General features: G+C 63.0%; 24 protein-coding genes. All 24 read right to left on the bottom strand.

The annotated features are described in order from the left end of the window. Positions 1-16: 16 nt before the first annotated feature. A complete protein-coding gene (cysE, locus tag B5M07_RS07810) occupies positions 17-829 on the bottom strand; it encodes a serine O-acetyltransferase (protein WP_120350884.1) in 813 nt (270 codons plus the stop codon). Between the two features lie 98 nt (positions 830-927). Then, positions 928-4,857 (bottom strand): baseplate multidomain protein megatron, encoded by a 3,930-nt coding sequence (locus B5M07_RS07805; protein ID WP_120350883.1) that lies wholly within the window; start codon positions 4,855-4,857, stop codon positions 928-930. After that, on the bottom strand, positions 4,857-5,303 hold the full coding sequence (locus B5M07_RS07800) for an NlpC/P60 family protein (RefSeq protein ID WP_120350882.1): 447 nt from the start codon (positions 5,301-5,303) through the stop codon (positions 4,857-4,859). The genes B5M07_RS07805 and B5M07_RS07800 overlap by 1 nt, the downstream gene beginning before the upstream one ends. Beyond that, positions 5,300-6,187 carry a DUF2163 domain-containing protein gene (locus B5M07_RS07795; RefSeq protein ID WP_120350881.1) on the bottom strand — a complete coding sequence of 296 codons (888 nt, stop codon included), beginning with the start codon at positions 6,185-6,187 and terminating at the stop codon, positions 5,300-5,302. The genes B5M07_RS07800 and B5M07_RS07795 overlap by 4 nt, the downstream gene beginning before the upstream one ends. After that, complete coding sequence (locus B5M07_RS07790; RefSeq protein WP_120350880.1) at positions 6,187-6,819, bottom strand: DUF2460 domain-containing protein; 633 nt, start codon at positions 6,817-6,819, stop codon at positions 6,187-6,189. Before B5M07_RS07790 ends, B5M07_RS07795 begins: the two co-directional genes overlap by 1 nt. Positions 6,820-6,846: 27 nt before the next feature. Then, positions 6,847-7,506: a phage tail tape measure protein gene (locus B5M07_RS07785; protein WP_120350879.1), complete on the bottom strand. Its 660-nt coding sequence runs from the start codon at positions 7,504-7,506 to the stop codon at positions 6,847-6,849. Continuing rightward, entirely contained in the window at positions 7,499-7,711 is a 213-nt protein-coding gene (locus B5M07_RS07780) for a rcc01693 family protein (protein WP_120350878.1), read from the bottom strand. Before B5M07_RS07780 ends, B5M07_RS07785 begins: the two co-directional genes overlap by 8 nt. Continuing rightward, entirely contained in the window at positions 7,708-8,022 is a 315-nt protein-coding gene (locus tag B5M07_RS07775; protein ID WP_120350877.1) for a gene transfer agent family protein, read from the bottom strand. The genes B5M07_RS07780 and B5M07_RS07775 overlap by 4 nt, the downstream gene beginning before the upstream one ends. Positions 8,023-8,024: 2 nt before the next feature. Further along, positions 8,025-8,447 (bottom strand): phage major tail protein, TP901-1 family, encoded by a 423-nt coding sequence (locus tag B5M07_RS07770; RefSeq protein ID WP_067624345.1) that lies wholly within the window; start codon positions 8,445-8,447, stop codon positions 8,025-8,027. A 35-nt stretch (positions 8,448-8,482) separates the two neighbouring features. Next, entirely contained in the window at positions 8,483-8,893 is a 411-nt protein-coding gene (locus B5M07_RS07765; protein WP_120350876.1) for a DUF3168 domain-containing protein, read from the bottom strand. Further along, a complete protein-coding gene (locus tag B5M07_RS07760; protein ID WP_120350875.1) occupies positions 8,890-9,228 on the bottom strand; it encodes a phage head closure protein in 339 nt (112 codons plus the stop codon). The genes B5M07_RS07765 and B5M07_RS07760 overlap by 4 nt, the downstream gene beginning before the upstream one ends. Next, the gene (locus tag B5M07_RS07755) at positions 9,225-9,824 is read right to left on the bottom strand and encodes a head-tail connector protein (RefSeq protein ID WP_120350874.1); all 600 of its coding nucleotides are present in this window, start codon (positions 9,822-9,824) and stop codon (positions 9,225-9,227) included. The genes B5M07_RS07760 and B5M07_RS07755 overlap by 4 nt, the downstream gene beginning before the upstream one ends. Before the next feature lie 166 nt (positions 9,825-9,990). Then, on the bottom strand, positions 9,991-11,169 hold the full coding sequence (locus B5M07_RS07750) for a phage major capsid protein (protein ID WP_205570915.1): 1,179 nt from the start codon (positions 11,167-11,169) through the stop codon (positions 9,991-9,993). A gap of 36 nt (positions 11,170-11,205) precedes the next feature. Beyond that, complete coding sequence (locus tag B5M07_RS07745; protein WP_205570914.1) at positions 11,206-11,814, bottom strand: HK97 family phage prohead protease; 609 nt, start codon at positions 11,812-11,814, stop codon at positions 11,206-11,208. 24 nt (positions 11,815-11,838) lie between these two features. After that, positions 11,839-12,066 carry a GTA head formation protein, RCAP_rcc01685 family gene (locus tag B5M07_RS07740; RefSeq protein WP_386283658.1) on the bottom strand — a complete coding sequence of 76 codons (228 nt, stop codon included), beginning with the start codon at positions 12,064-12,066 and terminating at the stop codon, positions 11,839-11,841. Further along, entirely contained in the window at positions 12,056-13,231 is a 1,176-nt protein-coding gene (locus tag B5M07_RS07735) for a phage portal protein (protein ID WP_120350873.1), read from the bottom strand. Before B5M07_RS07735 ends, B5M07_RS07740 begins: the two co-directional genes overlap by 11 nt. A gap of 128 nt (positions 13,232-13,359) precedes the next feature. Then, the gene (locus B5M07_RS07730; RefSeq protein WP_441351408.1) at positions 13,360-14,730 is read right to left on the bottom strand and encodes a DNA-packaging protein; all 1,371 of its coding nucleotides are present in this window, start codon (positions 14,728-14,730) and stop codon (positions 13,360-13,362) included. Between the two features lie 475 nt (positions 14,731-15,205). Continuing rightward, entirely contained in the window at positions 15,206-16,390 is a 1,185-nt protein-coding gene (gene mltG / locus B5M07_RS07720) for an endolytic transglycosylase MltG (RefSeq protein WP_120350871.1), read from the bottom strand. Continuing rightward, positions 16,391-17,650 (bottom strand): beta-ketoacyl-ACP synthase II, encoded by a 1,260-nt coding sequence (gene fabF, locus B5M07_RS07715; protein ID WP_120350870.1) that lies wholly within the window; start codon positions 17,648-17,650, stop codon positions 16,391-16,393. Between the two features lie 155 nt (positions 17,651-17,805). After that, positions 17,806-18,339, bottom strand: coding sequence for a GNAT family N-acetyltransferase (locus B5M07_RS07710; protein WP_120350869.1), 534 nt, complete (start codon positions 18,337-18,339; stop codon positions 17,806-17,808). 159 nt (positions 18,340-18,498) lie between these two features. Continuing rightward, positions 18,499-18,732: an acyl carrier protein gene (locus tag B5M07_RS07705; protein ID WP_067261852.1), complete on the bottom strand. Its 234-nt coding sequence runs from the start codon at positions 18,730-18,732 to the stop codon at positions 18,499-18,501. Positions 18,733-18,934: 202 nt separating this feature from the next. After that, positions 18,935-19,672: a 3-oxoacyl-[acyl-carrier-protein] reductase gene (gene fabG / locus B5M07_RS07700; RefSeq protein ID WP_120350868.1), complete on the bottom strand. Its 738-nt coding sequence runs from the start codon at positions 19,670-19,672 to the stop codon at positions 18,935-18,937. Positions 19,673-19,694: 22 nt separating this feature from the next. Beyond that, a complete protein-coding gene (locus tag B5M07_RS07695; protein WP_120350867.1) occupies positions 19,695-20,264 on the bottom strand; it encodes an alpha/beta hydrolase in 570 nt (189 codons plus the stop codon). Beyond that, on the bottom strand, positions 20,261-20,665 hold the full coding sequence (locus B5M07_RS07690; protein ID WP_120350866.1) for a hypothetical protein: 405 nt from the start codon (positions 20,663-20,665) through the stop codon (positions 20,261-20,263). The genes B5M07_RS07695 and B5M07_RS07690 overlap by 4 nt, the downstream gene beginning before the upstream one ends.

Genomic DNA, 20,665 nt, shown 5'->3' with positions numbered 1-20,665 from the left:
ACGCTGGCGTCTGCGCCTACTCGGCGTCTGGCCCAAAAAGATGGTTCATCGACATCGACGGCTGATCGCAGCCCGCCTCTCCCACGATCCGCGCCGGAATCCCGGCGACAGTTTTGCAGGCAGGCACAGGCTCCAGCACGACCGAGCCCGCGGCGATCCGGCTGCAATGGCCGATGGTGATGTTGCCCAACACCTTTGCGCCTGCGCCAATCAACACGCCGTTCCCGATTTTGGGGTGGCGGTCTTCTTCTTCCTTGCCGGTGCCGCCAAGGGTCACCGAATGCAGCATCGAGACGTTGTCGCCCACCACCGCCGTCTCACCGATGACGATGGAATGCGCGTGGTCAATCATAATGCCCTTGCCCATCTTGGCCGCCGGGTGGATATCAACGCCGAAAATCTCGCTCACCCGCATTTGGATGAAATAGGCCAAATCGCGTTTGCCCTTGGCATAGAGGTAATGACCAACCCGGTAGGCCTGCACGGCCTGATAGCCTTTGAAGTACAGGATCGGCTGCAACAGCCGATGGCAGGCCGGGTCACGGTCATAGATCGCCACCAGATCGGCGCGCGCCGCGGCGACGAGGTCCGGGTCTTCGGCATAGGCTTCCTCGACCATTTCGCGCACGACCATCATCGACATCTCATTCGACGACAGCTTCGCAGCGATGCGATAGGAAAGCGCGTTCTCGATGGATTTATGGTGCAGGATACAGGCGTGAACAAAGCCGCCGATCAGCGGCTCATCACGCACCGCATCCTCAGCTTCTTGCTGAATCTGATCCCAGACCGGGTCCACTTTCGAGATATTTCTGTGTGTCTGCGCCATGGCACGGGCTCCTTCACTCTGCCGCTAGGGTAGCTCATGCAATAGCGTAGGACCATTTGTAAATCCGCACATGCTCAAAATCGTGATAACGCGCGGGCCTATCCGGGCACCACCAAACCTGCGGCAAGCCCCGCGCCGTAGCTGGCAGAGACCTGCGCCACCGTTACCTCAAACGCCCCGGTCAGCCCATCGGCCGCCCGTGCCGCAGTGCTGTAGGTCCACCCGGGCGTATCGAGCAGTACGTCCCGCAGGTGCTGACCGCCTGCAAAAACGCGCAGAAGATACCGCTCACTTTCTTCGCCAAGCGGCACTTCTGGCCCGTCCCAAGCTTCCCCGTCGATCCGCGTGCGTCGGATCCAGCTAAAGGTAATATCACCACCGGGCAGCGCCTCGGCCCGCAGATGGCACGGGTTGTAGGGCCGCAGGCCATTCCCGTCAAACGCATGTACCTGATGCAGATAGGACGGATCATCCACGGGGCGCCGGGCAGGACCTATGCGGTAGTGCTGGGCCACGCGGCGCAGATGCGGGCTGAACTCGACCTGTTGCGGTGTCCCATTCATCAGCACAAAGCGCGACCCCACGGGCCAAACCTCCGGCATCAGCCCATCACTTCCCGCCTGCCCGCGCAGACGTCCCGTCAGCCAATAGGTCGCAGGGGCGACAAGCTGCGCCTCCTGAAATTGAAACAACTCCCATCGGTCCGCGCTTCCATCGCCGATCGCGGCAAGGTTCGCCCCATTCAAAAGCGCCTCTTTGCTGACCGATTCAAGGCTGCCGCTGCTGAGTTTGACTTCCAGCACCGGTCCTGCGTCGATCACCCCCGGCCGCGCCGCGCGCAGGGCCGTTTGGGTGACCCCCATGATGGACCGACTGGAAACGACGCCGTTGAGCGCATAATCAGCATCAACCGTAGAGCGATAAACGGCGACTGACCCCGGCCAAGGGGTTGCCGTCACCGCCAGATGCGGCGCATGGGGCACCTCATCCCCGCGCAAAAGCGGCAAGTCCATGAACTGGGGCAAGACCGGCAGCGGCGGCGCGAAAGGCCGCAGAGACGCCAGTTCTTCTTCAAGCGGCGCGGGGTCATAGACTTCGGGTTCAATCCGTACGGCATCGATCAGCTGGGAACCGGCCTGTTCGACGCGGTCAATGCGGTAGCGCCCCGGCCCCTCCGCGCCATCGCCCGGCAGTTCGATCACATCCCCCGTCCCGATAGCCATCTGCGATGGCGGCAGCGCCAGCCGCAGCGTCTCACGGGCGACACGCGCCTCGGTCAACCAGCGCTCGGCTACTTGCCGCCCCTCGCCCCGGGTCAGGGCCATGTTCAGTTCGGTCCCGGTGACCGCATGGGTCGCCTCATCCGGTAGAACCGCCTCTTCCGCGATTGCGTCGAAATCCGCATCAGCCTGAATGAACCGCAGCCGTACACGGCCCGAGACTTCGGCCTCAGCCTCGCGCTGCTGCTCTGTCAGCCCGCCGAGGTCGGGGTGAATGGCCAGCTTGCCGGGGTCAAGTGGTACCGCATCCGTCCCATCACGCATCCGAAACTGCAAAACCCCATCGCGTTCAATCGCGTCGAACCCATAGCGCAGCATCAAAGGTTGCAAGGCGGCGCGCGCCTCTCCGACCACGTCCACGGTGTAGCCGCGGACATAGCCGAAAAGCTGAGAGGTATCGAAATGCATCACACCCGCACGGCGGCAAATCTCCCCGACCACCGAGGCCAGCGAACGCGCCGAGACCCGTCCGTTCAGCCAATGACCCCGGCTGTAATTCTCCCCATCGCTCCATAGATCGACATTGTTGGGAAAGAAGGGAAAGGGCCGCGTGTCCCAAGCCCAAACGAAGGCGCGCGACATATCCAGCATTGGAGCGCCATATTCGTCCGAGATCGGGTTGCGCGCTGGATCACGCCAATATTCCGACAGCGCGCGCAGATATTGCATCTGCATCAAATCGTCCCGTGCGCCGGAGGAATGATGCGGCAAGGCGCTTTCCGAGCTTTTCAGATCGAGGAACTTGTTGGGTTGGTTCGCGCCTTTGTCGATGGCGGCACAGCCGTACTCCGTGAACCAGATCGGCTTGGACATGGGCTGCCATTCCGTGGGTGCTCCCTGCCGCTCTCCACCGATGCGCGGATGGTGATGGTTCTGCCACCAACGGCGCAGGTCTTTGTAACGATAGACCCAAGGTTCATCATGGGCGCCATCAGTGATCGGCGTTCGGATCTGTGCCGCACGGGCTTCGGGCGAATGGTAGTACCAGTCATACCCCTCACCGCCTTCGATGTTGGATTTTAGATAGCCGACATCGTAAATCGCGGGCCAGTCTTCCCCATCGACATGCCCCTCCTCATCGCGCCAATCGGCCAGCGGCATGTAGTTGTCGATCCCGATGAAATCGATCTGCGGATCGGCCCACAGCGGATCGAGGTGAAAGTAAACATCACCACTGCCATCCTGCGGCTGATAGCCAAAATACTCCGACCAATCAGCGGCATAGCTGATCTTCGCATCCGGCCCGAGCAAGCCACGCACCTCTCCGGCCAAGGCCCGCAGCGCGGTGACCGCAGGGAAGCTATTCCCCGCCGCGCGTATCTGGGTCAGGCCTCGCATTTCAGAAGAGATGCAAAAGGCTTCGACCCCGCCCGCCGCGGCGCAGAGTGCGGCGTAGTGCAGGATGAACCGCGAAAGGGTCCATTCCGCTGGGCCATCGTAGCTCACCGCGCCCTCGGTCACCGTGAAATCCGCCGCAGTGGCTGTGCCGAAAAACGCGGCAACTTCTGCCGCCGCCGCCGCTGACCCATCCGGGCTGCCCGGCCGCCCCGGTGCGACCGAAAGGGTGATTCGCCCGCGCCACGGCAAGCGGGGTTGATCCTCGGCATCGCTATAGGGGTCTGGCAAGCCGTTGCCTTCGGTCTGATCCATCAAGATGAACGGGTAGAACATCACCGACTTGCCCGCCGCCTTCAGCGCGTGAATGGCCTCAACCACCGCGGCATCGGCTGGCGTGCCGCCATAGATCGGGCGCGCGCCGTGCTGGGTGATGACCTCGGCCGTGCCGCGCGTCACCCCAGACACCCGCCACGGCATGTTCTCCCCATCAATGTCCGGCTCTTCCACCTTGGGGCGCAGGCGGCAATCGCCACAGCGCAGATCGCTGCCGAACCATGACACAACGAGAGAGGCCGCTTCTAGCCGGGGCAGTTCCTCTGTCAGTGCCTCCAGCGACACCGAGAAATCAGTCTTGGCCGCCGGTGAATTCACATTCGCGCTCCAGCGGCTGCCGGGGCCATCGGTATAATGGACCGGCGTGGTCGCGAGCGCATATTCCCCCGTGCCGGGGATCAAGGCGACCCCCTGCACACCAAAGGCAGGCGCATGTTCCCACCCCGGGGCCTGCGGCTGTTCGGGGCGCATAACCTCGAAAGAGAACTGCGGCACGCGGTTGCCGAACTGCGCCAAGGCGAGGTCTTCCATCACCACATAAGCCGTGCCGCGATAGGCTGGCACCCGGTCCGCGCCCTCAATCGCGGCGATGGTCGGGTCGGGCTGCTGATCCGCCTCGCCCCTGTAGACGCGCATGTTCAGATCGTCCGGGGCAATCTCTTCCCCATCCGCCCAGATGCGCCCGACGCTGGTGATCTCCCCTTCGCAAAGCGCGATGGCAAGGCTGACGGTATAGCTGTACTCGGTCGTCTTTGGCGTCGGGGGACCGCCCTTGCCGCCCCCGCTGACATGGGTGACCTCTTGGAACTGCGACGCCCAGATGACATGCCCAGCCAGTCGCATCCGGCCATAAAGCTGCGAGATCGCCGCCCCCTCGCCCGAGCCCGTCAGCCGAAAGCGATCAACCTTGCCGGTCTCGACCGCCTGCCCACCTTGGCCCAGCAAGCGTTGATCGACCAGTCGCCCAAGGCTCGCCCCCACCGCCCGGCCCACTGCGACAGAAGACAGCCCCGCCAGCGTGCCCCCGATGGAGCCACCAACCGCGGCACCCGCTGCCGAAAGAACAATCGTCGCCATCAGGAGACCTCCTCAGGAAATATAAATCGCGCCACGATGCGCCGCTGCCATGGCAGGCTAAGGGGGCTTTCAACGACCCCGTGCCGTGCATAGGCGTGAATAAAACTGGGACTGGCGCCGATGCGCGCCTGCAACCCAAGGTGTTTTGCCACAGCGCCGTGGCGCATTCGGAATAGCAGCACATCACCGGGCGCGGGCGCACCGCTGTTCTTCACCGCCATATGCCGCAGCGCCGCCGCCCAAAGCTGTTCCTCCCCCTGCGGCTCGGACCAGTCCATCGAATAGGGCGGCACCGCTTCGGGTTCAGCCCCCATCCGTTCACGCCAAAGCCCCCGGATGAGGCCGAGGCAGTCGCAGCCCGCCCCCTTCGCCGCAGCCTGATGCACATAAGGCGTGCCGATCCACCCGCGCGCCGCATGCAGCAACGGTTCCCCCCCGGCGCTCATCTGCGCGACCCGCCCGCGTTCGCACCGTCTGAGCGCGGGACGGCCATCATCCAATCCTCACCCGGCAGATCCGGAAAACCTTGATAGTTCAGCAGGTTGTTGAATTTTAGCCGGCAGGTCTCCATCCGCTTGTCGCAGCCTGCCGTAAGCCGCACGCGGGTGCCCTCCGCCACCACTCCGCGGATCGGCTCCCAAAGCTCGATCACCCGCTGCCCGTCCTCATGGTAGTCACGTTTGACTATGCCCCAGAGCCCCGCCGCCGGGCCATCCAACACGTCAAGCCGCCCACGGGCGAACCAGCCCTCATCATATCCCGGGAATGCGGCCCAGCGGAAACACTGCGCCTCTGCCACAGTCTCAACCGCGCGTTCCTCGGCATAGCCCGGCGTGGTGAGATCGAAGCGGCAAACGCCATCCCCCAGAACCGCCGAACAGGGCTTTTGAAAGACCCGTCCCAAGGGGCGGTTCAGCGGCTCCGTCAGCCCGCGCAGTTCAGCACGAAAGCTGCCGCCCGTGCGGTGCAACTCGCCGATCGATCCACGAAACTGCAGCACCCGCTGCGCAGGCTCCGCCCAGTTCACCAACCACGCCTGAACCTCGGCCCCATCGAAACGTCCCTGCTCGATCTCATCCTCGCGGATCGCATCATCGCTTAGCGCGCCAAGCGCCTCGGTGTTGTCGACCGACAGCCCGCTGGTTTGGGCCAGCGCCCGCGCACTCAGCCCCGTATCAGCGCGAAAAGTGACCCCCGCGAATGCCAGCGGCATATCGTGATCGGTAAAGGCAAACACCGCCCCATCCGCCCGCGTCACCTGCCAACAATGGCAAAGCGTTGTCACACCGGGCGCAATATGGTTTGCAAACCCTGTATTGAACCCCGCCATCAGACCCGCACCTCGATTACCGGCACGTCGGGCACCTGCCCGGCCTGAAAACTCTCGACCGAGATAAGAATGCGGTCCGTGTCAAAGCGCACGGGCACGTCGAACTCGAAGCCCGCGAAGATCTCCATCTCAGGGTCCGGCGGATGGGCAAATGTTACAATCCCCGTGCTTGCGTCGATCTCGTATTCGACACCCTCGCGCAGCTCGTCTTGCTCCACCCCCACACGCACCGTTCCGGCCACGGGTTTGGTGATCGGACGCCGGTAGGAATGCGCGCCGGAGCGGTAAGTCTTGGTCAGCTGAAACGCCGCCCGAACCCCGTCTCCATAGCCGATGCTCTGGTCGTCAAAGGCCACCTGAAGCGCCGTCTTGCCCGTTTTATAGTCGGCCCAGTCCTTCCAGCGAAACCCGTACATCTGCCCCAGTCGCGCTTCGAAAAAAGCAATCAGCAACTGAAGGTCATCGATAGAACGCATCCCCAGCCCCGCATCATAGACCCGCCGAGAATGGGCCCAAGGCGTGTTGCGTTCCTCATGACCGTTGGCCAGCGTGACCACATCCGTTTGCCGCTGCGGCCCCCCGACTGATCCAAAGCTCAGCGAAGGCGGAAATCTGACATCGTGAAATTGCATGATCTGCTCCTTTAACCGCCGCGCGGCTTATCGGTTGCGGTTGCCCGTGCTGAGAGCGCGGCTTAGTTGAGCGGCAATCTGGCTTTGGCTGCGCTGAAACCCCTGCACATCGGGCGTGGTGATGTTCATCACGATTGTGGTCGCACCCCCGCCATTGCCGCGCACCCCCAGCTTGCCATCCGCCCCCCGGGCCAGCGGCATGATCGCCTCTGGCCCGGCCTCTCCCATCAGCCCCGTGCCGCCGCGCATCGGAAACGCGGTGGCCGAAGTCACCACCCCGCCCTGCGCAAACGGCATGACCTTGCCTTGGGAAAAGGGTGCGCCATTGGCGAAGGGCAAAATGCCTTCCACAACACTGCCCACCCCCTCGCTGATCAGCCCGCCGAAATGATCGGTCACCGGGCGCATCGCGGCGTTGTAGGTCGTGCGGATCATCGATTGCGCCAAGTCGCTCAGCGCGTCCGACAGTTTGGCGCCGTCAAAAACTACCCCGTCGAACGCCCGGCGCAGCCCACGGCTCAGCCCTTTTTCGAGGGTCGCCACATCTTTGCCCGTTGCGGAAAGCGCGCTGCGCATGCGCCGCAACTCACCATCGAACCCGGCAACCAAACCGCTGGTTTGAGCCAGCGTCTCATTCAGCCCGTCAGCGCGGCTCTCAAGGTTCTCGAAATCATCAAAGTCAGCCATCATCGGCCCCTTTCATCTCGTCTGGATAGGCGGCCATCAGCGCGGCGAGGCCCTCACTCAGCAGCGGCGCTGCCGCGGACGGTGGGCCCAGCATCAACTGCAACTCCGCCGGCGTCAGCGCCCAGAATTGTTCCGGCGGCAGGCGCAATCGCGACAGGCCCACCCGCAGCAGGGCGGGCCAGTCAAAGCCCTGCGCCGTGCTCACGCCTGCACCGTAAAGGCCCGCGCCAGCAATTCCGCCGCCGCTCGTGCCGCCGCCATCGGCCCGCCCTCAATCTGCGCATGTTCAAGCGTTGCGGCGTCCATCACCGCTCCGCCCCCGCGCAGCCCGGCAAGCAGCAGGGCCAGCACATCGCGACTGGAAAAGCGATTGCTTTCAAACCGCTCCACCAAGGCCACAAGGCTGTCGGCCTCCAACGTCGCCTCCAACTCGGCCAAGGCGCCAAGGGTCAGCCGCGCCTGATGCCGCTTGCCATCGATCACCGGGCTCACCTCGCCGCGCCATGGGTTTGCCATGGTCACACCACCACGTCGGGGGTAAAGACCAGCTCTCCCGCAGATTGCAGGCTCAACTCAAACGTGGCCTCCCCATTCAGGGACCCCGCGTATTCCAGGGCGGAGACCTGAAACGGCCCCTGCACCACACCGAAATCCGGGATGATGACCTGAAAATCCGGCGTCAGCCCGTTAAAGAACAACTGCCGCGCCCGTTCATCCGTGCCCGCATCGCGAAACACCCCCGAGCCACTGATCGCGGCCGAGCGTACCCCCGCGCCCGCCAGCAACTCCCGCCAACCCCCGCTTGAATCGAGCGAGGTCACATCCACCGTTTCGGCGTTGAAACTCACCCGCTTGGCCCTCAGCCCGGCGATCGTCTCGAACTGACCATCGCTGGTCATATCCACTTTGACCAAAAGGTCTTTGCCCGCTTGCACTGCCATCTCTATCTCCTCGCACCAATCTAGAATCTGAAGTCTTACGCATCCGCGACCCGGGCGCGGAATTGCAGGTCGATCTGCCGCCCCGCGGCCCCGTCGATCCGCCGTGCCGTCGCTTTGAGAAAGGCCATATCCACCACATGCCCGCGGCTAAGCGCTGGCTGCGCCCCATGCAGCAAATCGCAGATCACAGCCGCGCAGCCCTTCGCCGTGCTGAACCCAAGCGCGCTGGTGATCACCGACAGGGTGAGGCGGTGGTCCGCGCCCGCGCCCTCGGGGTCAGACGCATCCTTCGCCATCTCCTGCCCCAGCAGAACGTAGGTCTCGGGCAAGCTCCCCCCCGGCACCGCGTCATAGACCGCATCGCCGATCATGGCCGTGAGCCCCGGATCACTCTGCAACAGGTCATAGACCGCCGCCTGCAAAGCCCCTGAAAGCGCGTAGGTCATACCGCCACCTCCTCATCGGCAAAGCAGGTCAGATACCGCCCGCCTGCATCGCTCTCGGCCACCGCCCGGATCACGAAAACCCGCGTGCCTTCCCGAAACCGCTGATCCGGCGTCGGCCTGTCGGGCGCGCCCTGCGGTGCCGCGCGGACCGTGATTTTGAACCCCATCCGGCTGACGGCCACCCCGCCTGCGGTGGTTTCCCGCCCCGTCCGCGCGCGAACCTCTGCCCAAAGGGTGCCCAAAGGCTGCCAGACTTCGGTATGCCCCCCCGCGCCATCGCTCACCCGTTGTGGGGCTTCCAAGGCCAGCGGGCGGTTCAAATGCGGGCGGCTCATGCCGCACCACCAAAGCCGACACGTACGCGGCGGTAGCGCTCAATCAGGCTGCTGACACCAAAGGGCATGCACCCTTCGCCAAGCGCCGTATCGTCGCGGTATTCATAATAATGTGCCGCCAGCAGCATCACCGCTTGGGCCAGATCATCCGGCAGTCCGGCCCAATCGGCGGCCATGCCTGCGTCGAAACTGATCAGCGCGGCCCCGGCACTCGGGATGCGGGGCAAGGCGGCTGTGCTGGCGCGCAACCGCGGCGCTTGCGCATCGCGCTCCAGCCAATAGCGGTCGGGGTCAACCAGCGTCTCTGCCCCATCACGCGCGACCAATGCCACCCGCGCGACCTCCTGCACGGGCGCCACCGGCAAAACCTGCGCCGCCGCATCGCGCCAAAAGGTCAGCGACAGGGCAAAACGCCGGGTGATCAACACCTTCCCCGTCCGCGCCTCCACCGCCGCGATTGCCGCACGCAGGAAACTGCGCAACACCGGCTCCTGAAGGCCGTCCTGCCCAAAACCGCTGCCAAGGCGCAGATGCATTCTGAAGGCCTCAACCGGCAAGACCGCATCCGGCACATTTGTCTCTTCGATCAACATCATCGAAAGTCTCCAAAATTCGCTCCCTCGCCCCATGGGGCCATGCGCTTATTCCCGGACGCGCACCGGTTGCATTGCTCGGTCGGAGGGGAGCAGCTAGACAACACAACCTTGCAGGCGCACGTCCGGACCGGGGCCAAGTTGCCCCGGCCCCGGCTTCGGCACCGGCTTACGCCAGGCCGAATTTCATCAGCTTGATCGCCGCGAAATCGCTCACGTCACCGCCGACACGTTTGGTCGCATAGAACAGCACATGCGGCTTGGCGCTGAAGGGATCGCGCAGGATCCGCAGATCGGGGCGCTCAGCCACCGTGTACCCGGCCGAGAAGTCACCAAATGCGATAGCCATCGCATCCGTCGCCGGGTCGGGCATATCCTCGGCCACCAGCACCGGATATCCCATCAACCGCGCAGGCTCTCCCGCGGCCAGCCCATCCGACCACAGAAAGCGCCCGTCGGTGTCTTTCAACTTGCGCACCTTGGCCGTGGTCTTGGAGTTCATCACGAAGACCGCGTTCTTGCGGTAAGCCGCGCCAAGGGCGTAGACCAATTCAATGATCGCATCCGCCTCGGGATTGGCGTTGGTGCCGCTGGGGACATAGCCCAGATTGCCCCAGCTCCAGACGTCGTTATCGACCGCCGGATGGCTCAAAAAACCGGTCGGTTTGTCGATCCCATCACCGCTGACAAAGGCCGCCGCCTCGGCCCGTGCGAATTTGTCGGCGATGCGGCCCGCGAGCCAGCCTTCGATATCAAAGGCGCTGTCGTCCAGCAGCCGTTGGCTCGCCTTGGGCAGTGCACTCAACTCATGCAGCGGCACGGTGATCCGGTCGATCTGCGGCGTGTCCGTCTCGGCCTGCGCACCACTTTCGGTGGCCCAGCCCGCCCCCACATCGGCATGATCGACCAGCACGTCATAAGACGTGGCCTCGACCTGCACCACCGCCGCAATCGCGCGGATTGATGCGCCGGAATTCAGCACCGATTGCACCCGCTCCGATGTCTGCGGATCCACCAGATAGCCGCCATCCGAGTTCACCGCCGTCGACATCGATTTGCCGTCCAGTTCCAGCCCCCGCAGCCCATCGTCATCGCCATTGCGCAGATAGGCGTCAAAGGCTTTCTTATGCGGTGCATCTTGCTCAATCGCGCCGCCCAAAGGGCTGCGGGCAGGCAGGGTCATCTTGCGGTCCATCATGGCAATTCGCTCTTCTGATTGTTGAAGTTTCGTATTGATCTCGGCCCGAAAGCCGTTGAAGTCACTGACAAAACCGCTCACGGCCTGCCGCACTTCCTCCGCCGGGGACAGGTCTGCGCCCGCCTTTGTGCTCATCTCGCTCTTGGTCATTGCTTTTCCTCTGATCTTGCTCAGTCAAACTCAGGCTCAGCCGCGCGCCATATCGCGCCGCGCCGCGTCAAAGGCCGCCGCCATGTCCCGCAGAACATCACCCACAGCCTTGAAATCCCCCTTGGCCCCCACCCGCGCCGAGGGCAGCATCGGAAAGGTCACCAAAGACACCTCCCAAAGCTCCAACTCCGTCAGCAGCCGTTGCCCCTTAGTATTCTTGCCCGCCTTCACGGTGCGGTAGCCGATGCTGAGCCCGTCGATGGCTCCTGCCTCAATCAACGCGGCCGCTTCCCGCCCCTTGGCAACACTGCTCAGGATGCGCCCCTTGACCCACAGGCCCCGGCCATCTTCATGCACCTCGTCCCAGACCCCGATGGGCTGGCCGGGATCATGCTGCCACAGCATTTTGACGCTGCGCCCGGCTTTCGTGACTTGGGCAAGGCTCGCCGCATAGGCGCCGGCTTCCACCACGTCGCCCCCCTGATCCACCGCACCAAAAAGGCTGGCGTATCCGCTGATCTCCAGCCCGCCCTCCACCTCAGCCACCGTGCCGAAACGGGCGAACTTATGTTCCAAAGCGGCCCCAGCACACAGACCTTCCCCGTTCTCCGGCAGAGCGCCGGAGTTTATTATCTGATAACCCATTGTTATTTCCTCTTTTTCAGCCCGCTACGGCGCCACCACCAGAAAGGATTGCACCGCCTGCGCCAAGATCACCGCGACCACGCCGTAAACCGTCAACCACAAGCGCCGTTCCAGCCGTTCCATCATCTGCTCAATCCGGTCGAGCCGCTTTTGCATGTTCTCGCGGTGTACCGCGCTCAGCGTCTCATGCGCCTGAAGCCGCAATCCCGGCGCGCATTCGAACCGCTCGATCTCGCGCAATTCAGGCATCATTCGCCACCGCAGGCAGCCCCAACAGGGCGCGCTTTTCCGCATCGCTCAAGAACGCCGCTGCCGAGACCCGCGACCATTGCGCATCCCTCTCGGCCGCCAAGGCCGGCACTTGGTCCAAGTCCGGCTTCAAACTCACCGTCTCGCCCAGATACCCGCTTAACCACTCCGCCAGCGCAGCCGTCACCCGTGTCGCCAGCGGCAGAACGGTCAGACGATAGAATGCCCGATGCGCCTCCTGATAATTGGCATAGGTCGCATCCCCCTGCACCCCGATCAGCATCGGCGGCACCCCAAAGGCGAGCGCAATTTCACGCGCGGCACTTTCCTTAGTCTTCTGAAATTCCATGTCCGAGGGCGAAAACCCCATCGGTTTCCAGTCAAGCCCACCTTCCAGCAGCATCGGTCGCCCCGCATTGCGCGCGCCCTGATGATGGCTCTCCATCTCGCTCACCAGCCGATCATACTGATCCTCACTCAGCTTGCCCTGCCCCTCGGCCCCGCGGTACACAATCGCCCCCGACGGCCGCGCCGCATTGTCCAAAAGCGCCTTCGACCAGCGGCTCGCCGCGTTATGCACATCCATCGCCATCGCCGCCGCCTGCATGGGGCTGAACCCGTAGTGGTCGTCCTGCGGGTGAAAGTTGCGGATATGACAAACCGGCGTCACCGCCCCGCTGGCGTCAAAGCGATGCTTGCGCCCGCCCACCGCATATTCATAGGCCACCGGCCATCCATCCGCCCCCGGCACCACGCTCATCCGGTCCGAGCGCAGCACATGCAACTCAATCGGCAGACCGCCTTCGCCGCCCACCGCCTCGACATAGCCATCGCCGCTGAGAAGCATCTGCCCGTAGAGCGCCTCGAACAACTCGGCCCGGCCCTGCCCCGCATTCGGGCGGCGCATCAGCGACATCAGCGGATGATCGCCATAGCGCCGCGCCGCGTCCTGCACGACCAGCGGCAAGGCCGCCGCCGCCTCGGCAATCAGCTTGACCGAGCGAAACCCAACCGGATTGCCGCAAAAGCCCGAGCGCGTCAGGCTCACACTGTCCCGCGGGCTCCAAGCGACACGACCCGAGGTCTGATAGGCCACGACCGGCCCGGTCGCCGAAGCTTTCTGCTCAACGGTCTCAGCCGCGCCGCGCCGTAGAAAATCGAATACCATCTGTCGCTCCTCGTTCTGCCCGGCCTTTGCAGCGGCGTGATCCTCTGCTGCCCGGCGTTGTCAGACTGTCTCAATAAAATATTAAAGGCCGGGTAACCGACCGCACGCTCCCCTGCGCAACGCCCGCCCTACAGGCTCCGCACCCCCGGACTGCGCCACTGCGATGCAGGCTCAATCATCAGCTCATGCAGCGCCCAGACCAGCGCATCGACCCGGTCCGGGCTGCCTTTGCCCTCGTACCCCCGCGCCGTCATCAGACACATCTGATCCTCCAATGCATCCAGCCCCGGCAAATGGCTCACCCGCCCCTGCTCATAAAGCGCGGCCACAGGCTCCGCCCGCGCCACCTTGCCCCGTGCCGCATGAACGGTCTTGAGTGACACCAACGGATCGACCTGCCGCAAGACCTCACTGACCAACTGCCCCCCTTGGTTCACCTCGGCCACCAAACGGTCCGCCCCATAGCGCGTCATCGCCGCTATCGCCGCCTGCGCCCAGCCGTTCGGCGTGGCGCCCCGCACCGTGCAATCGGCCAGCACCACCGCCCGCCAATCCTGCGGCGGCCCTTTGGTCTGCGCGCCCACTACAACGATCCCACATTCATCCGAGCCCGCCCCGCTGGTCGTCGCCGGGTCCAAGCCCACCACGATCCGATCCAACTCCGGCGCCGCGCGCAACCGGCCCGCTTCCAGCAAAGCCGAGGTCCAGAGCGCGCCCTCCGCATCCGCCAGCAACACTCCGTCCAACTCCTGCCGACCGAGCCGCGTGCCGCGGTACCGCGCCCGCACCTCTTCAAGGAAAGACCCCGCCAAGTTCGCCGCATTCGCCTCCGTCGGCGCATGGGTCGTCACCGTGGACGGCGCGGCCAAAAGCGCCTTCAACACATCCACATTGCGCGGCGTCGTGGTGACACAGACCTGAGGCCGCTCCCCCAAGCGCAGCGCAAATTGCAACTGATCCCAAGCCTCCTGCCCGCGTTTCCATTTCGCCAATTCATCCACCCAAGCCGCATCAAACTGCGGCCCGCGCAGCCCTTCGGGATCATGCGCCGTATGCACCGTCGCAATCGCGCCGTTGGGCCAGACCAACCGCTTGCGCGTCGCCTCCCAATCGGGCCGCCGATCCGGCGGGCTACAGGCCAGAATGCCGCTGTCGCCAAAGATCATCACCTCGCGCACCTGCTCAATCGTCTCGCCCACCAGCGCCACGCGGCTGCACTCCCCAGCATCCAACGGCCTACTCCCCTCAACCTTGCTGCGCACCCATTCGGCCCCGGCGCGGGTCTTCCCCGCACCGCGACCGCCCATGATCACCCATGTCCGCCAATCACCCTCGGGCGGCAGTTGATGGTCCAACGCCCAGAACTCGAACAAAAAAGGGAGAGCCAGTAGCTCTCCCTCATCTAGGTCATTCAGAAACTGCGCCTGGGTCAGAGCATCGGCGCAGGCGATCCAGCTTGCACCCGATGTCAGCCCGCGCTTTGTCCATGTCGAGGGCATAGCCCCCGCGCGCGATTCCAGCTTGTCGGTTTCGACAGTCATTCAGCGTATTCTCCGCTTTCAGGCAATGCGCCAGCAAACCCGCCACTTTGGACGTGTTGCTAGACACCGCAGTTTCCTTGAGTTCCCCCCCGGACCGGGTCTGTTCAGTCAGACCTTCGATTTCCCGACGCAGCGCGCCGATTGCTTCTTGAAGACCGCGCAGGATGTCTGCGCTGTCTTGCGTCTCTTGCTCCGGGGTAATTATCGTCATCGCTTTACCTCTCGTTGGTTTTCCCCAACCGAGCAGGCACAAAAAAACGACCACCGGGTCACCCCGGGGCCGTTCGCCCATGTCTTCTAGCGTGCAACAAGTCCTACGTTAGACCGTGCGCAAAGTCAAGAAAAACTATGTTAACAAGACCTTACGCCGCCGCGCGGAGACCCCCATCGGCAAGCAAAAACCCCGCTGTCTCCAGCGGGGTCTCTAGTCGTTTCAGTTACCACCTGTTGAGGCATTCCCCGCCGCTTCCGCGCCACGCTCCGCCTCGATCTGACGCCAACGCGCCACGTTGCGGTTATGCTCATCCAAGGTCTCGGCAAAAGCGTGCCCCCCGGTGCCATCCGCCACGAAGAAGACGAAATCCGTCTCCGCCGGTTGCGCCGCGGCCATCAGGCTTGCCCGGCCCGGGTTCGCGATCGGGGTCGGCGGCAGACCGTTGATTACATAGGTGTTCCACGGCGTCTCTGCCCGCAGCTCAGAGCGGCGCAAACCGCGGCCCAACACGCCCTTACCCTCGGTCACACCATAGATTACCGTCGGGTCCGTTTGCAGACGCATGCCTTGGTTCAGACGGTTCACGAAAACGCTCGCCACCTGCTCACGCTCCGCCGCCACACCGGTTTCCTTTTCGATGATCGAGGCAAGGATCAACAGTTCCTCCGGCGTCTCAATAGGCAGATCAGGGTCGCGGGCCTCAAAAGCGTTTGCCAACAGCACCCGCTGCGCTGCCGTCATCCGCGCGATCACCTCGGCGCGGTCATCACCGGGGCGCACCTCATAGCTGTCAGGCGCAAGGCTGCCCTCAGCGGGCAACTCTTCAACCTCACCGGTCAATTGCTCGACCTGTTTCAGCGCTTCGACAACCTGCCAGCTTGTCACGCCCTCGGCCAATGCCACCCGAAACCGCGTGTCGTTCTTGCTAGAGATTTCGGAGTATGCCTCAGGGGTTTCTGCCTCACCCGGCGTGAACTCCGCGCGCTCAACAAACCGGCTTGTGACCGGGTCCAACTCGCGGACCTGCACGCTTACGCGGTTCACGCCCACGCGGTACACAACCTCGGTGCCGCAGGTGCTGGCCCCGCCTTGGGTCACGATATCCACGATCCCCTGCATCGACGTGCCGGGCTGCACAAGAAAGCTGCCCGCTTTCAGGCTGCTCGACTTCTCCTCGTAATCCGCGCCCATGCGAAAGAGCGCGGGCGAAGAGACCGCGCCCTGTTCCTCAAGGCTCTGGCTCACCTGCCGCATGTTCGAGCCGCGCTCGACCTGCACACAGATCGCCTGCTCCAATGGCCCTTCGGAGACATAGGTCGTCTTGCCCCAGAGGATGATCCCCCCAAGCAGAAACAGGCCGACCAACAGAAACGTCACGGCGTTAGAAGCGATATGACGCCACATTTAGCGGACTTTCCCGAACAGTACCGATGCGTTTGTGCCGCCAAAGCCGAACGAATTGCTCAGCGCCACGTCGATCTTGCGCTCAACCTTTTTGTTCGGCGCCAGATCAATCGGTGTCTCAACCGCTGGGTTATCAAGGTTGATGGTCGGCGGTGCCACCTGATCGCGGATCGCAAGCATGCAGAAAATCGCCTCAATCGCGCCCGCAGCCCCCAAGAGGTGCCCGGTCGCGGATTTGGTAGAGGACATGGTGACCTTGTCCGCCGCATCGCCCATCAAACGCTCAACCGCTCCCAACTCGATGGTGTCGGCCATGGTCGAGGTGCCATGCGCGTTGATGTAATCCACATCCGCTGGCTCAAGACCCGCGTTCTTCAGCGCCGCACGCATGGAACGTTCGCCACCTTCGCCGTCTTCCGATGGAGCCGTGATGTGATGCGCGTCGCCCGACAGGCCATAGCCCAGCACTTCGGCATAGATTTTCGCACCGCGCGCCTTGGCGTGCTCATACTCTTCCAGCACCACGATGCCCGCGCCCTCGCCCATAACGAAACCGTCACGGTCTATGTCATAGGGGCGGCTGGCTTTCTTGGGGTCGTCGCCGCGTTTGGTCGACAGCGCCTTACAGGCATTAAAACCCGCCATGCCAATCTCACAAATCGCCGCCTCTGCGCCGCCTGCAATCATCACATCCGCATCGCCGTATTTGATCAGACGCGCCGCGTCACCGATGGCATGCGCCCCGGTGGAGCAGGCGGTCACGACCGAATGGTTCGGCCCCTTGAAACCGTAGCGGATCGAGACCTGACCCGAGATCAGGTTGATCAGCGCGCCGGGCACGAAGAACGGGCTCACGCGGCGCGGACCCTTTTCGGCCATCATCACGGCGGTATTGGCAATGGAGTTCAACCCGCCGATGCCCGAGCCGATCAACACGCCAGTACGCTCTTGATCTTCCTTCTCGGTCGGCATCCACCCCGAATCCTCAACCGCCTGCTGGGCGGCGGCCATGCCGAACAGGATGAAAGTATCGACTTTCCGCTGCTCTTTCGGCTCCATGTATTTATTGGCGTCAAAGGTGCCATCACTGCCATCGCCCAATGGCACTTCGCAGGCGTATTGGGTCACCAATTTGCTGGGATCAAAGCCGGTGATCGGTCCGGCCCCGGATTGCCCATAAAGGATCCGTTTCCAGCTTTCTTCCACGCCGTCCGCGAGGGGGGTAACCAAACCCAAACCCGTTACTACAACTCTGCGCATCTTAGTGCCCCTTGCCGATAATCTCTCGGCGAACCTCTTACCCTGCAAAAGCCTGTAGGCACAAGCATATCGGCGGTGGTCCGCAGGCATAGCACAAAAACGCCGATCCTCAGATTCACGCGGCTATTGCCCCGAATGACGGGATCGCGGCAGGCTCACCCCGGCGGGCCGCGCCGTGTTAACAAATGTACCGGGCCGCCCTCAGTGCTTGCCTCACGTAGCGGCTGATATCCAAGCGCGCCCGCGATCCGCAATGCCGCTTCGTTCTTGGCAGAGATCACACAAACCGTCCGCCCCGTGATGACCCGATCAAACCACTCATGCGCCGCCCGCGCTGCTTCAACCCCTAAACGCTGATCCTGTGCCTGTGGGGCCAAGACCAGTCGCGCTTCGGGGTAAGTATCGAAATCCTCACCAAAATTGCGCGAGCCAAAGACGAAACCGGTTTGGCCCAACATCTCTCTCTGCCGATGAAGTTGCACCGCCCACTGCCCGAATCCGGTGATCTGCCAATGGCCTGCATTGCGCAGGAAGGCGTCCCAAGATTGCGCCTTCGCCCGAGGCCGATCAAGTATCCGGTCCGCCACATCCGGCATCGCCCAGATCTCAGCGTAACGCTCAAAATCCTCGGCCCGCATGGCGCGCAGGGTCAGTCTGGCTGTGTTGATGGTCGGGATCGTTCGGGACATGGGGTGAATTGCCTTCACACTTGAAACTTCTTGGCGAAGACATGCGGCCTCAGCACCAGAGGGACAAGCCCAGCCAGTTGCGGCAAATAAAAACGGCGTCATTCCGCTAGGAACAACGCCGCTTTCAAATCTCAATTCTGCCGGTTGCCCGGCAAAGCCTTAGGAGGCTTCTTTGATGAACTTGACCGCATCGCCAACGGTCTGGATGTTCTCAGCGGCGTCATCGGGGATCTCGATGCCGAACTCTTCTTCGAACGCCATCACCAGTTCCACTGTGTCAAGGCTGTCAGCGCCGAGATCGTCGATGAACGACGCATTCTCAGTCACTTTGTCCTCTTCCACGCTCAGGTGTTCTACAACGATCTTTTTCACGCGGTCTGCGACGTCGCTCATAATAAGTCCTCATGTCTTCGGGCCATTCAGGCCCCTTTTGGTTTCCGCCCGCCGATGATCAGCGTTTGGAGGATGCCCCAAAAGGGGCGGCTATTTTCCTTGTTCGCACAAGGCGGAGGGGGCAATCAAGCACCCTTCGTTTCGATTCTGCGCCCCCTTTAGCACATGCCGAAGGCTTGGCAAACGCTATTGCAGCGCAGGGTCACAACATGGCCATACCGCCGTTCACATGCAAGGTGGTCCCTGTCACATAAGCGGCCTCGGCACTGGAAAGATAGACCACGGCGGCGGCGATCTCATCCGGATCGCCCATGCGACCGGCGGGAATTTGCCCCATGATTCCAGACTTTTGCTCGTCCGTCAGCTTGTCTGTCATGGCGGTGGTGATAAAGCCCGGTGCCACGGCATTCACCGTGATCCCACGGCTTGCCACCTCATAGGCCAGCGACTTGGACATGCCCACAACACCCGCTTTGGAGGCCGCGTAGTTCGCCTGACCGGGGTTGCCCGTGGCCCCCACCACGCTGGAGATATTCACAATCCGGCCCCAACGCGCCTTCATCATGCCGCGCATCACGCCTTTGCACAGCTTAAACGTCGCGGTGAGGTTCACGTTCAGCACCGAATTCCACTCATCATCCGACATCCGCATGAAAAGATTGTCGCGGGTGATGCCTGCGTTGTTCACCAGAATATCAACTGAGCCCAACGCCTCTGCCGCCTGTTTCGGCAGCGCATCGACAGCTTCCATATCGCTCAGGTTGCACGGCAGCACATGTGCGCGCTCGCCCAGTTCGGCCTTCAGCGCCTCCAACGGCTCGGTCCGCGTGCCCGACAGGCCAACAGTCGCGCCCTGAGCGTGCAATTTACGGGCGATATCCGCACCAATGCCGCCCGAAGCGCCGGTGATCAGGGCATTCTTTCCTGTAAGATCGAACATGTCTCTTCCTTTATTCTATCAGTCAGGGCCGCGTCAGCAGCCCGTAGCGGCGAATTTCATCCGCTGTCATCTTGTGTATCCTGTCAGATGGCGCTGCCTGCAAGGTAAACCAGTAAAAGCCGTCATTGCCCAGCATCTCGGCCATATAGCGCCGTGTCATCTGGTGTTTGGGCGATTGCCGTGGATAGCTGCTGCCCTCGCGGTAGCCATTGCGCCATGAATGCACCCGCAGCGCCGCCCCCGGTGCCATGCGCCGCTCGGCCCCCGCGATGAAGAGCTCCACACCGCCAGAATCAACCACACTGCCCGACCGCAGCTCGGTCGCCAGTCCCAATCTGCGAATCTGTCGCCCCATACGGTGCGTCGCTGCCGCATCAATAGAGCCGTCGATCCGCCCCAGCACCACCGTATCAATCCGCGGATTCTCGGCCAGATGCCGCGCGAAAGCCGCAGGCGTCCGGCTGGTGATCGTGCCGGACATCAACAGATACGGCCCCTGAACCTGCATCCGCGTGCCATCGCTGGCATTCTCAAGCGTGCCGCAGGCCACGACCGAAAGCAGCAGTGCAAAGACGGCAATCAGCCGCCTCATGCGTCACTCCCCAGCGGCGTCCGCTCGCCCAAGATATAACGCAGCACATCCACCACATCGAAGGCCAGCGAGATCAGCAAGGTGACCAAGATCACCCGGATGATCCACCGCGCCGCGATGGGCATGGCATCCTTGGCCTGTTTGCGGAACAGATAGAATGCCAGCGGCCCCCAGATCAGCAGATGCGGCAGACCGAGAAGTTTGACGTATCCCATTTGCCGGAACATGCCGTAGACTGCCGCCCCGGTAAGGATACTGGCGGCCACGGCAATCACCCCGACCTTGCGGCTCTGCGGCCAGATCAGCAGCGCCAAGGGCAAGATCGCCACGCCAAAGACCAGCCAGTTGAACCACCAGATCAGCCATTCCGGCAGCAGCGTCAGGGTTTCTTGCATCGTCAT

Origin of the sequence: Sulfitobacter sp. D7 (assembly GCF_003611275.1) — a bacterium.
In the GTDB taxonomy this organism is placed as follows: domain Bacteria; phylum Pseudomonadota; class Alphaproteobacteria; order Rhodobacterales; family Rhodobacteraceae; genus Sulfitobacter; species Sulfitobacter profundi.
This window is presented reverse-complemented; position numbering and strand designations above follow the sequence as displayed.

Bases quoted from the DNA above. Each gene is read 5' to 3' on its own strand.
- B5M07_RS07800 (WP_120350882.1), bottom strand. From the start codon at position 5,303: ATGAGCGCCGGGGGGGAACCGTTGCTGCATGCGGCGCGCGGGTGGATC.
- B5M07_RS07755 (WP_120350874.1), bottom strand. From the start codon at position 9,824: ATGATGTTGATCGAAGAGACAAATGTGCCGGATGCGGTCTTGCCGGTT.
- mltG (WP_120350871.1), bottom strand. From the start codon at position 16,390: ATGTGGCGTCATATCGCTTCTAACGCCGTGACGTTTCTGTTGGTCGGC.
- B5M07_RS07710 (WP_120350869.1), bottom strand. From the start codon at position 18,339: ATGTCCCGAACGATCCCGACCATCAACACAGCCAGACTGACCCTGCGC.
- B5M07_RS07805 (WP_120350883.1), bottom strand. From the start codon at position 4,857: ATGGCGACGATTGTTCTTTCGGCAGCGGGTGCCGCGGTTGGTGGCTCC.
- cysE (WP_120350884.1), bottom strand. From the start codon at position 829: ATGGCGCAGACACACAGAAATATCTCGAAAGTGGACCCGGTCTGGGAT.
- B5M07_RS07695 (WP_120350867.1), bottom strand. From the start codon at position 20,264: ATGAGGCGGCTGATTGCCGTCTTTGCACTGCTGCTTTCGGTCGTGGCC.
- B5M07_RS07795 (WP_120350881.1), bottom strand. From the start codon at position 6,187: ATGGCGGGGTTCAATACAGGGTTTGCAAACCATATTGCGCCCGGTGTG.
- B5M07_RS07745 (WP_205570914.1), bottom strand. From the start codon at position 11,814: ATGGGTTATCAGATAATAAACTCCGGCGCTCTGCCGGAGAACGGGGAA.
- B5M07_RS07750 (WP_205570915.1), bottom strand. From the start codon at position 11,169: ATGACCAAGAGCGAGATGAGCACAAAGGCGGGCGCAGACCTGTCCCCG.
- B5M07_RS07730 (WP_441351408.1), bottom strand. From the start codon at position 14,730: ATGCCCTCGACATGGACAAAGCGCGGGCTGACATCGGGTGCAAGCTGG.
- B5M07_RS07740 (WP_386283658.1), bottom strand. From the start codon at position 12,066: ATGATGCCTGAATTGCGCGAGATCGAGCGGTTCGAATGCGCGCCGGGA.
- B5M07_RS07765 (WP_120350876.1), bottom strand. From the start codon at position 8,893: ATGACCTACGCGCTTTCAGGGGCTTTGCAGGCGGCGGTCTATGACCTG.
- B5M07_RS07705 (WP_067261852.1), bottom strand. From the start codon at position 18,732: ATGAGCGACGTCGCAGACCGCGTGAAAAAGATCGTTGTAGAACACCTG.
- B5M07_RS07760 (WP_120350875.1), bottom strand. From the start codon at position 9,228: ATGAGCCGCCCGCATTTGAACCGCCCGCTGGCCTTGGAAGCCCCACAA.
- fabF (WP_120350870.1), bottom strand. From the start codon at position 17,650: ATGCGCAGAGTTGTAGTAACGGGTTTGGGTTTGGTTACCCCCCTCGCG.
- B5M07_RS07790 (WP_120350880.1), bottom strand. From the start codon at position 6,819: ATGCAATTTCACGATGTCAGATTTCCGCCTTCGCTGAGCTTTGGATCA.
- fabG (WP_120350868.1), bottom strand. From the start codon at position 19,672: ATGTTCGATCTTACAGGAAAGAATGCCCTGATCACCGGCGCTTCGGGC.
- B5M07_RS07785 (WP_120350879.1), bottom strand. From the start codon at position 7,506: ATGGCTGACTTTGATGATTTCGAGAACCTTGAGAGCCGCGCTGACGGG.
- B5M07_RS07775 (WP_120350877.1), bottom strand. From the start codon at position 8,022: ATGGCAAACCCATGGCGCGGCGAGGTGAGCCCGGTGATCGATGGCAAG.
- B5M07_RS07690 (WP_120350866.1), bottom strand. From the start codon at position 20,665: ATGACGATGCAAGAAACCCTGACGCTGCTGCCGGAATGGCTGATCTGG.
- B5M07_RS07735 (WP_120350873.1), bottom strand. From the start codon at position 13,231: ATGGTATTCGATTTTCTACGGCGCGGCGCGGCTGAGACCGTTGAGCAG.
- B5M07_RS07770 (WP_067624345.1), bottom strand. From the start codon at position 8,447: ATGGCAGTGCAAGCGGGCAAAGACCTTTTGGTCAAAGTGGATATGACC.